At 41.7% G+C, this 11,108-nt stretch carries 8 protein-coding genes and 1 pseudogene; 7 read left to right on the plus strand and 2 right to left on the minus strand.

The window, feature by feature from the left end:
* Positions 1-28: 28 nt before the first annotated feature.
* Entirely contained in the window at positions 29-2,599 is a 2,571-nt protein-coding gene (gene priA / locus ACYTXL_RS01980) for a primosomal protein N' (protein ID WP_461923261.1), read from the minus strand.
* An 835-nt stretch (positions 2,600-3,434) separates the two neighbouring features.
* Between priA and ACYTXL_RS01985 the strand changes: the two genes are divergently transcribed.
* The 7 genes from ACYTXL_RS01985 (at position 3,435) to ACYTXL_RS02015 (ending at position 10,981) form a co-directional block, all read left to right on the plus strand.
* On the plus strand, positions 3,435-4,571 hold the full coding sequence (locus ACYTXL_RS01985; protein ID WP_461923262.1) for an RpoD/SigA family RNA polymerase sigma factor: 1,137 nt from the start codon (positions 3,435-3,437) through the stop codon (positions 4,569-4,571).
* Between the two features lie 291 nt (positions 4,572-4,862).
* Complete coding sequence (locus ACYTXL_RS01990; RefSeq protein ID WP_461921210.1) at positions 4,863-5,357, plus strand: GNAT family N-acetyltransferase; 495 nt, start codon at positions 4,863-4,865, stop codon at positions 5,355-5,357.
* A gap of 380 nt (positions 5,358-5,737) precedes the next feature.
* Positions 5,738-6,073, plus strand: coding sequence for a cytochrome c6 PetJ (gene petJ, locus ACYTXL_RS01995; protein WP_461921209.1), 336 nt, complete (start codon positions 5,738-5,740; stop codon positions 6,071-6,073).
* A gap of 88 nt (positions 6,074-6,161) precedes the next feature.
* On the plus strand, positions 6,162-7,085 hold the full coding sequence (locus ACYTXL_RS02000) for a tetratricopeptide repeat protein (protein ID WP_461921208.1): 924 nt from the start codon (positions 6,162-6,164) through the stop codon (positions 7,083-7,085).
* A 616-nt stretch (positions 7,086-7,701) separates the two neighbouring features.
* Positions 7,702-9,279, plus strand: a complete 1,578-nt coding sequence (locus tag ACYTXL_RS02005; RefSeq protein WP_461921207.1) for an FAD-dependent oxidoreductase — start codon at positions 7,702-7,704, stop codon at positions 9,277-9,279.
* A gap of 151 nt (positions 9,280-9,430) precedes the next feature.
* Entirely contained in the window at positions 9,431-10,474 is a 1,044-nt protein-coding gene (gene speB, locus ACYTXL_RS02010; RefSeq protein ID WP_461921206.1) for an agmatinase SpeB, read from the plus strand.
* Between the two features lie 45 nt (positions 10,475-10,519).
* The gene (locus ACYTXL_RS02015; RefSeq protein ID WP_461921205.1) at positions 10,520-10,981 is read left to right on the plus strand and encodes a Uma2 family endonuclease; all 462 of its coding nucleotides are present in this window, start codon (positions 10,520-10,522) and stop codon (positions 10,979-10,981) included.
* Positions 10,982-11,024: 43 nt separating this feature from the next.
* On the opposite strand, the pseudogene ACYTXL_RS02020 reads toward ACYTXL_RS02015, so the two are convergent.
* Positions 11,025-11,108: pseudogene (locus ACYTXL_RS02020) on the minus strand (16S rRNA (guanine(527)-N(7))-methyltransferase RsmG); the annotation flags it as partial.

Genomic DNA, 11,108 nt, shown 5'->3' on the forward strand with positions numbered 1-11,108 from the left:
AACTACAAGATGGTTTAACTGCAATTCACTACATAATATTTAATGGATCTACATCAATTGTCAAACTAACAGATGGCGGACAAAGCGATCGCACTTCTTCCCAATCTGGCAATTTTGGCAATGCATCGGGGGCAAATTTAATCAATATCTGCCAGCGATAACGATTAGCTACCCGTAAAATACTCGCTGGTGCTGGGCCTAATATCTCAAATTCTTCTTCTGTACTCAAGGCTGTAGCAATAATTTGCGCCGTATTCTGCACTTGAATCGCGTCAAGACTACTTAAACGCAATAAAATTAACCGTCCATAAGGGGGATAATTGAGTGCTTGGCGTTGTTCTAACTCAGCTTCCGAGAAAGACAGATAATCGTGCGATCGCACTGCTGCAATTACCTGATGCTCTGTAGTATAAGTCTGCACAATCACTCTACCCGGATCATCGCCTCTGCCAGCACGTCCAGCTACTTGAGTCAAGGTTTGAAATGCCCGTTCACTGGCGCGATAGTCTGATAAATTTAGCAATCCATCGGCAGCAACGACGCCCACAAGTGTTACCTGTGGTAAATCTAAACCTTTGCTAAGCATTTGCGTCCCTACTAATAAATCTGCTTCGCCGTTGGCAAATTGGGTGAGTAGAGTCCGGTGTGAACCTTTGTTGCGGGTGGTATCGCTATCAAAACGAATCAAGCGCAACTCTGGGAACTGTCGCGCTAATTCCTGCGTAACTCGTTGAGTGCCGCTACCGAAAAATTTTAGGTAAGGGGAACTACAATCAGGGCAGAATTTAGGATGCGATCGCGCATAGTTACAATAATGACAACGCAGTAATTCCGGCGCTTTTTCTTCGGTGTGGTGATACGCTAACGACACGTCACAGTGAGGACATTCCAACACATATCCACAACTGCGGCAAGATACAAAAGTACTGTGTCCCCGACGATGAATAAATAAAATTCCCTGTTGTTTTCTCTCTTGCAACTGTTGCAAAGCTGCTTGCAGCGATCTACTAAATATAGAGCGATTTCCCTGCTGCAACTCTTGCCGCATATCGACTATTTCCACCGGCGGTAAAGGGCGGGAATTGATACGTTCCGGCAAACTTAAGTAATAACTCCTGCCTGCCGAGTTAAGATTTCTTTCTTGTCCCCCCTCTCTGTTTGCGGAGAGGGAGCTAGGGGGTGAGGTTCTGACACTTACCCAACTCTCCAAAGAAGGCGTAGCGGAACCCAATACTAGAGGACAATTTTCTAATTCTGCTCGCCATTGAGCAACGCTGCGGGCGTGATAGGTGGGAATGGGTGAGTCTTGTTTAAAGCTGCTGTCGTGTTCTTCATCTAAAATGATTAAACTCAATTTAGGCAAAGGGGCGAAAACGGCGCTGCGGGTACCAATGACAACTTGGGGTTCTCCTGTGAGCATTTGCCGCCAAGTGTCGTAACGTTCACCATCTGAAAGGGCGCTGTGATAGACGCTGACTTTATTCCCAAAACGGGCGCGAAAACGATCAGTTAGCTGGGGTGTGAGTCCAATTTCTGGGACTAAGACAAGGGCGGATTTGCCTTGATTCAGGAGAGGTGCGATCGCTTGCAAATATACTTCGGTTTTTCCCGAACCTGTCACTCCATGTAACAAAACTTTAGCAAATCCATCTAGTGCCTGGATTGTTTCTAAGGCGCTAGCTTGGGCAGCAGTTAAGGATTTAGCACCATCGCCGACTAATTGTGGTCCCTGTTCTGTTCGCAATACTTCCCGTTCTTCGATGACAATGTAACCCTTTTGTGCCAACGTCTTCAGGATAGAGGAACTAGCATTGCAAATTACCAGTAATTCATTTTGCCACAACTCACCACCCCGCCGTCGTAGTACTTCCAAAATTTCTCGTTGGCGAGTAGTTAACTCGTCATCGATTGTAGCTATCAGCGTGACTGCTTTTTGCAGTTTTGGTCTAGTTAGCCGTGGTGGTTCTAAATAGCTTTCTACTAAACCAAATCGCAACAACTCCCGAATTCCCCGATAAGCAAATTTGACTTTTTGTTGGAGGTAGGCGAAACTGTAGTTTCCCGCCGGCTGCCCTTGTAAAAGTTCCCAAATTTGCCGCGCAGTTGGAGTCAGGAAAGCTGAAGGATTGCCAGATGCAAGTAAATAATTACTTTCGTCTTCTCCTGTGCCTCTAATGATGCGGATACGACGCTGCGATCGCCCCAGCAACCCTGGTGGTAAAGCAACCCGGATCACTTGAATCAGGGGCGTATAGTAATATGCAGCGACTCGATTGAGTAATTCCCAATAAGCACTTGGGAAAAATCCAACGCTGACTATATCTTCTACTTCCCGGATTTTTTCTGGTGGTAAATCGATATTTGGTTGTGACAGTAACCGAATAGCGAGCGCTCCTAATTGTTGTGCCCCAAATGGCACGCTCAAAATATCCCCTGGTTTTATTTCTAACTGGGCTGGCAATCGATAAGTAAATAGTCCTGTACTTCCTGGACAGTCTACCAGTACTTCAACCCACCTATTAAGAGTTGCACCCGACTGGTACAATTCACTAGCTTGGGCTACCACTAAAGGAGAGAAATTTACTTGATTAATATACATAGTTGCGGACTTTATAGTTTAACATTTTACTCACATAGCTGGTCAAAATTAACCTAGCCAATTAAACTCTAACTTTTTCTTTTCTTAGACTTAAATGGTATTTCTCAATACTGTTATCCTTCATAATACTTGATAAGTTTCCTCTTATGTAATCTACTAGACAATCTCACCTCTTCTATACGTGCAATAAATATTTGATGCCCATTATACAAATAAAAGTATGTCCGATCTTGCTGCAACAGTTGCTCTATCTACTAATTAGGGAGTAGTCTTTTTCCGCCTATCGATAGATATTCAACCATTTCTGTATATGAGATTATTTTATACAAATAAGATTATCCCAAAATTAAGCTGCCATTGTTGTAATTTGTATCATATAGGTAACTTTTAATCGCCAATGCCTAATCCCAACATCAGGTTTTCGATTTATCCAGTGACTTCTAACGCCTAAACATTAAAATTATTTAGAAAAATATATGAAACTTTAATAAATTGGGATGATTAGCTGAGATTTTTATATTTGTTAAGGTTGAGAAAGTTTGAGGAGGATTTGACATATTTGATAATTCCGAAAAAAATGAAGAATATATATGTTGTGAGCCTGAGAAGAAAGTTTTGTTGGGTGTCAAGGCCAGTTTCGTTATAGGTTGTATCTAACCGTAACCTATAGTTGGTAGGTAGATACAGCTTTTTATTTCTGAAGATAAATTAGCAGAAGCTTGAATTTCGCTATATCAACGGGTGCATTCGTCCCTTAGGGAAAACTACCAAGCCTCAAACGAGTAGCTGTAAGTAAATTAGGTACAAAACAAAACAACAATCCCTAAAGGAAACTATGAATATTGTTGAATTGGGAAAATTGGAAATACTGGAGAATACTGCTGATAGCGAAGAACCATCACTCGAAAGTTTAGATGCTGTAGCAGATCAAGAATCTCCAATTGTAGTAGAAAATCCCGAATCAGACGAACGGGATGGAGATGACATGGCGGCGGCTCGTCCTTCAGGATACAATAAAACCGAACATGATGATGCTGTAGGCGCGTTTTTTAAGGAAATGGCGCGTTATCCGCTTCTAAAACCTGATGAAGAGGTAGAGTTAGCGCGGCGAGTCAGGTTTCTAGAAGAAGTTAGGGAATTACAAGCTGCTTTACAATTAAAATTGGGACAAGAACCTAGCAAGCTAGAAGTGGCTTCCGAGCTAGAAATAACCGAAAAGCAATTAGAAAGTCGCTTGTATCAAGGTAGAGTAGCGAAACGCAAAATGATTCGCTCGAACCTAAGATTGGTAGTTTCTATTGCCAAGCGATATCTAAATCGGGGAGTGCCTTTTCTGGATTTAATTCAGGAAGGAGCAATGGGTTTAAATCGCGCTACAGAAAAGTTCGATCCCGATAAAGGATATAAGTTTTCTACTTACGCCTATTGGTGGATTAGACAAGCGATTACCAGGGCTATAGCTAATGATGCGCGGACAATTCGGCTACCTATTCATATTGTTGAAAAGCTTAATAAGCTGAAAAAAGCCCAACGGGAACTCAAACAAAAACTCTGTCGTAATCCCACCGAAGGGGAAATGGCAGAAGCTTTAGAAATTAGTGTGCAACAACTACGCCAGCTACAACAACTACGGCGTCAAGCACTTTCTCTCAACCACCGCGTCGGAAAAGAAGAAGACACGGAATTGATGGATTTGCTAGAAGATGAAGATAACCTGTCTCCAGAAGCAAAAATGAATGAAAACATGATGCGTCAGGAGATTTGGGAAGTCTTGGGTGACGTGTTAACTCCACGAGAGAAAGATGTGATTTCTCTGCGCTATGGTTTGACAACCAGCGAACCCTGTACTTTAGAAGAAGTTGGCAATATGTTCAATCTTTCTCGTGAGCGAGTGCGACAAATTCAAAGCAAAGCCATGCGAAAATTGCGGCGTCCCCACATAGCCAAACGTTTAAAAGGTTGGTTGATTTAATTACATTGATCAAGGTAGACTGATCTAATTAGCTCCACTAACGAATATCGATCAAATAAAGTGCAAAACTTTAAATTTCGTAGGGGAGCCAGTGCCTTGCGGAGGTTCCCGACGCTCAAGGAGTTCCTCTCCGTTGTAGCAAATTGTATCTGTATATTTCTTGAGCTTCACCTACTGCAAGTTGCAAAAACAGGGCGTTTTGTACCTTTTTTCGGCTTTTGTTTAGTCATTCCTCAAAAAATTGCCCAGTTGCCTATAGACTATGGACTATGAACTATGGACTATAGACTAATGACTTCGCGTAGCAATTTGATTGTGCGTTTTGCTGAACCAGCCGATTATAGCGTACTGTTTAAATTAATTCAGGGACTTGCAGAGTATGAAAAATTATCTCACGCGATTACTGGCAATGCTCTGGCACTTAAGGAACATTTATTTGGTTCACGGAGATATGTAGAGGCAATTTTAGCAGAATCTGCGGGTCAATCTGTTGGTTTCGCCCTATTTTTTCATAATTATTCAACATTTCTGACTAAGCCAGGAATTTATCTGGAAGATTTGTTTGTTTTACCAGAATATCGCCGGCTCGGTATTGGTAAGGCTCTTCTTACTAAAGTAGCCCAAATAGCTATAGAACGTGATTGTGGGCGGTTAGAGTGGAGTGTATTGGATTGGAACGAATCAGCCCAAGCATTCTACCGTAGTATGGGAGCATCTATATTAGATGATTGGCGAATTTGTCGTGTTACAGAAGATGCGCTTATTCAGTTAGGGGCGCTCAACTAAATAATAAAGGATGAAGTATAAAAGATCAAACAGCATAATTTTCATCTTTTATATTTCATTGTTCAAATAAATTTGCATTGTGGTCATAGACGTAGATGCTTTCGCAAAGCGTCTCGTAGAGAAGCAGTTTTTTGCCAGATATCGCTCTGTACTAACAACCCTAAATTTACAGCTATTTTCACGTAAATAGACCACGCTGTGCCCCGACAACAAATGTGGTTCAAATAAATGAAAACTGCTATAAAAACTCGAAGATTCAAAACCCCGAAACTTTAATAAACTGAAGTTTGACAGCTTGTCATTTGACTAAGGCAACGCCTCGACTGACAATTATGGAGGATATTGCACCGAATAAGCCGTTATTGCAGAGGGAACACGAAATGAAAAAAATTATTACCATGATGCTGTTAGGTATAGCAATCTTCACCTTTGCCTTCAGTAGTCCAGCATTGGCAGCAGATGCTGTTAGTGGAGCTAAAGTATTTAGTGCCAATTGTGCTTCTTGTCACGCCGGAGGCAAGAATCTGGTTCAAGCTAACAAAAACCTGAAGAAAGATGCTTTGGAAAAGTATGGTTTGTACTCAGCAGAGGCGATTATTGCCCAAGTTACAAAAGGTAAAAATGCCATGCCCGCCTTCGGCAAACGCTTGAAACCTAACCAAATTGAAGATGTAGCGGCTTATGTGCTTTCACAAGCAGATAAGGACTGGAAGTAGACTAAAATCTAACTTCAAAAATTAACAATTTGCGGGGCTTTTTGTCCCGCTAATTTTCGGGTTGCCGAAATTGTCAAAGAGGATGTTTATGACTGGTTTCTGGCGATTATTTCTCAGTGTAATTATTGCTTTATCTTTCATTTGTTTGACTCCATCCGCACATTCATCACCGATTTTAATTACGCAAATTACAGCTGGTGATTTGTTGGAATTGGGTGTAGATAAGATGCGGCGTGGTAATTACCAGCAAGCAATAGAAAATTTCAACCAGGCGATTGAACTTAAGAAAGATTTTGCTGTAGCTTATAGCGATCGCGCTCTTGCTTATCTCCAATTACAAGATTACCATCAAGCGATCGCAGATTGTACTCAAGCAATAAATTTTGCACCTGATAATTTTGAGGCTTACCTGAACCGGGGAGTCGCACTCTACAGACAAGGAGATTATCCAGCTGCCATTGTCGATCATAATCGAGCGATCGCACTTAAACCCGATGATTTTCGAGCTTACTACAACCGAGGGCTAGCCCGTGCTGGGGATGGGAAAGACTTTGAGGCAATTGTTGACTTTAATTTAGCCCTAACTCAAATCCCCCAAATAAGCAGCTTACTGCTTGCAGATATCTACAATGACCGAGGTTTGGCGCATTTTGTCTTGCAAGATACCCAAGCAGCTATGCTTGACTTTAATCTCGCAATTCGTCTCAATGCTAACGATAATAGAGCGTACTTTAACCGGGGTTGTGTTTGTGGACAAAATGGAGATGACTTTGGTGCAGTGCGTGATTTTTCCCAAGTCATCAGACTTAACCCCAGTAATGCCCAGGCTTATGTTAATCGGGGAGTAGCTCGTTATCGCTTAGGATATCATTTAGAAGCGATGTCTGATTTACAAAAAGCATCTGAGTACTTTGAAAACCAAGGAAAGAGAGTTGCCTACGAAAAAACTCTAGATTTACTCAAGAGTTTGCGACAACAAATTTCCTTTGCAACTGAAATCGCTCTTTTCTAACACCGTAAGAGGATGTTTGAAAAGTAAGTAGAGCGGCGTGAATAATTCAAGGTTTGTAGTAAGGACTTTAGTCCTAATTTGAGGGCTGTTCGCGAAGCGTTCCCGCAGGCTAGCCCTCTCTACGAGACCCTTCTCTACGAGACGCTGCGCGAACGGCAAGCTCAGGGCATCGCGCTAGGCGAACACTACGAACACATATCAAGATTTTTTACATTACTTAATCTACTTTGATTTCTTCTCACCTACTTACTTATTAGACGAATATAATTCGCTACTATACAAACTTAGTCCGCCTACGCAGACTAAGTTAAAATCAAGGTTTTGCCTCGTGTAGACGCGGTTTCTAACTGCCCTTTTAACCTGAAGTTGACACCAATAAGCAATCTTCCCTACCAACGTATTTATATCATTATTAAAGTGAAATGGTTTTAGATAAGAGCGGTAAATTTTGAAGCGAGATTGAAACCATAGTTGATGTTTCAGATAAAAGTCGGATCGCGGCAAAATATCTAAATTGTCACATTTCATTTTAATATTCTTATGTAATGGTATCTTAGTTGATAGCTAATAGCTTTCCACATTGCCCAGCTTCTATCCCAGATTACTGTGTATAAATATGCTAGAAACTAAATCAAGTCCTCATACACATATAGACACATCAACCAAATCTGATACCTTGACTGGCTCTGTTGTTTCCTCTTCTGCTCCTCAGGAAATCTACGATGTTGTAGTGGTTGGCGCGGGACCTATTGGGTTAGCAACTGCTATTGGCTTACGTAAACGTGGTATTGAAAATATCCTTGTCATCGATCAAACTCGCGCCTTTCGTGAAGTTGGTCAGGGGTTGGATCTTCTCCCAAATGGATTAAAAGCTCTCAAATATTTAGATCCTAACGCCTACGAAGAAGTCAAAAAAACTGAACTTGATTTATTGAATCCCCAGCAGTCTAATGGCCAGAAAACTGTCGAACCTACTCAAGAGCAACAACCTTCAAAGACTTCACCCCAATGGACTTACAAAAATTTGCAGGGACAGATAATTCGGTCAATCTCGCTTAGTTTTGATAACTGGTTTAAAGATTATGGCGAGGGTCGAGTGTCAATTTCTTGGTACAATTTGCAGACAACCCTCAGACAGCTACTTCCCGAAGACCGAGTTAAAGCTAATCACCGTTGTATCAATGTTGTGAATGAGCCGGAAAACGATTGTGTGCGGATAGATTATGTATCTGACACTGAAGCCAACCCCTATGCTTATTGGACAGATGGGCAGAAACAGAATGACACACAGCCCCAGAAATCGGATGCTGCCCCCCAAGAATTAGCAACAAAATCGATTCGAGCTAAACTAATTGTTGCAGCAGACGGGATTAATTCTACAGTTCGTAGACTGCTTTACACAGATAGTCAATACCATGATTTTGCTCGACCTGAATACTCCGGGTTTGCAGCTATATTTTGTAGAGAAATAGGCGACATAACAACCGAACTGTGGACGAAATTAGAAGAATATTTCTTTCAAGACTCACCAATTGTAACAATCACTAATGATCAAATATCTGGAAATTCTGTTTGTAGAAATAACATCAGGATGATTTTATTTCGCAGACCAATTGGTGAACTAAGGTACGTGATACATCTTGCTTTACCTTTGGACTTGTTGCAAGAAAAGTCTGAAAACTCTTTAATTGACTTAGCTCTTCAGGAGTTGGAGAAGGCAGGCTTTCCTCATGTACTTAAGCAATTAGTACGTATATCTCCTCCTGCTAAGATGCAGCAACGCCCATACTATATTCACCGCGCTACTATTTTAGATTCTGTACAAGTTCCTAGCACAATTGACCCCAATACTGAAGCTGATGCTGTCAAAATTCCACCAGCCTGGAGTGTAGGGCGAATCGTATTAGTTGGCGATGCCGCACATGGAATGCCTCCCTTCATGGCTCAAGGAGCTAATCAAGGATTTGAAGATGCACTCTTGATTGCAACACTAATCGCTAAAATTGCTGAGGAGAATAACTGGGATGATACGCAAGCTATAGCCACAGCTTTCGAGAAATATGAGTGTCTTCGTCGCCCATTGATGGCATACGTCCAAGAGGCAACATTAAAACCGTCACCCTACTCGTCAGACAAAGAGTGGCAAGAATACGGACAACAGGTGTATTGTCGCAATTTCGATCATATTGATTGAGTAGAAGAGATGCGATTAATCGCGTCTGTACAGGAGTTTGGAGTTGTGTATTTGGAAGATAGTAATTTACCGCCTGTGAAAAATTTTGATTACAATGCAGATGTCCACTAGGCGGCGTCCTGTCTATCCACATAAATACAGAAGATACTCAATGAGTAATCAATTAAAAGACTACAATCCTAGCGGCGTAGGTGAAGTAAATGGCAACCTCTTAGGTTTGCCTTGCGATTACGAGTCTGCAAAGTTGGTTGTCTTTGGTGTGCCGTGGGAAGTCACTGTTTCCTATGGTGCTGGCACTGCTAATGCCCCACAGCGAATTCTCGATGCTTCGACTCAACTAGATTTGTTCGATTTTGATAATCCTGATGGTTGGAAGCAGGGAATTTTCATGGTGGAAATTCCCCAGGATATTGTAGAGAAGAACACATACTATCGCGTTTTGGCAGCAAAAATTATCGAGCGATTAGCCCAAGGTAAACAACTCTCAGATACACCAGATTTAACACCTGTGCTGACAGAAATTAATCAGGCTGGGGAACAGGTGAATCAATGGCTGTTTGAAAATTGTCAAGAAGCAATTAATCATGGTAAGCGAGTTGCAGTCATTGGTGGAGATCATAGTTCGCCTTTAGGTTATTTCCAAGCATTAGCGGCTAACTACCCAAACTATGGTATTTTGCACATTGATGCCCACGCAGATTTACGCGATACCTATGAGGGTTTCGAGTTTTCCCATGCGTCTATTATGTTTAATGCGATGAAAATACCGCAAATTTCTAAGCTAGTGCAAGTGGGTTTACGTGATATTAGTCATGATGAAGTGGAAATGATTGACCAATCTAGCGATCGCATTATTGCTTATTACGACCCAGCTATTAAGCAAAAGCTTTACTCTGGAACAACTTGGATTGATTTGTGCCGAGAAATTATCAGTCATTTACCTGAGTATGTTTACATTAGCTTTGATGCAGATGGTCTAGATCCAAAACTCTGTCCGAGTACAGGTACTCCTGTTCCCGGTGGGTTGGAATTAGAGCAAACTTTTTGTCTGTTCCGAGAATTGGTCAATAGTGGGAAAAAAATTATTGGCTTTGATATCTGCGAAGTCGGTGATGGTGAGTGGGATGGTAATGTTGGAGCGCGGGTAGTTTACAAGCTGGCAAATTTGATGGATTTATCTCAGCAGAAAACATAAACGATAAAATTTTGGCAGAGTGGCAATAATACTGAATTCAAGACGATGACAACAGCAACTCCTCCATCTCTAACCCTTGAAAAATTCCTCAAACTGCCGGAAACTAAGCCTGCTATTGAGTTTATTGACGGTCGAATTTACCAAAAAACTATGCCTGCTGGCAAACACTCTCGGCTCCATCTCAAGTTTTGTGATGCTGTAAATCAAGTTGCAGAAACATCACAAATTGCCCTCGCCTTTCCAGAATTGCGCTGTACATTTGGTGAACGTTCTATTGTTCCCGATGCTGCTGTATTCATTTGGGAACGAATTCCTTTTGAAGCTGATGGCGAAGTACCCAATACTTTTAAAATTTATCCCGACTGGACTGTAGAAATTCTCTCACCTGAGCAGAGAGGTAATATTTTGCACTGTCTTAAACATGGTACTCAGCTAGGATGCTTAATCGATCTAGATCGCTTTACTTCAAAGCTTCACCATTCCCCTTCTGAACTCGGAAGTGACTAATTCATACTTTCACTGAGCAACGCCTTTTTCTCGCACTCCCTCCTCAAAGCGGGTTTTGAGAAGGTACACCTGTAGCACGGGGAAAATTAGCTGGTGTGTTTGCTACCTTACGCACATAAAGACAATG

It is taken from the genome of Nostoc sp. (assembly GCF_054880495.1).

Excerpts from the sequence above, each read along its gene's own strand:
- ACYTXL_RS02000 (WP_461921208.1), top strand. The coding sequence starts at position 6,162 with ATGACTGGTTTCTGGCGATTATTTCTCAGTGTAATTATTGCTTTATCT.
- ACYTXL_RS02015 (WP_461921205.1), top strand. The coding sequence starts at position 10,520 with ATGACAACAGCAACTCCTCCATCTCTAACCCTTGAAAAATTCCTCAAA.
- priA (WP_461923261.1), bottom strand. The coding sequence starts at position 2,599 with ATGTATATTAATCAAGTAAATTTCTCTCCTTTAGTGGTAGCCCAAGCT.
- speB (WP_461921206.1), top strand. The coding sequence starts at position 9,431 with ATGAGTAATCAATTAAAAGACTACAATCCTAGCGGCGTAGGTGAAGTA.
- ACYTXL_RS01985 (WP_461923262.1), top strand. The coding sequence starts at position 3,435 with ATGAATATTGTTGAATTGGGAAAATTGGAAATACTGGAGAATACTGCT.
- ACYTXL_RS02005 (WP_461921207.1), top strand. The coding sequence starts at position 7,702 with ATGCTAGAAACTAAATCAAGTCCTCATACACATATAGACACATCAACC.
- ACYTXL_RS01990 (WP_461921210.1), top strand. The coding sequence starts at position 4,863 with ATGACTTCGCGTAGCAATTTGATTGTGCGTTTTGCTGAACCAGCCGAT.
- petJ (WP_461921209.1), top strand. The coding sequence starts at position 5,738 with ATGAAAAAAATTATTACCATGATGCTGTTAGGTATAGCAATCTTCACC.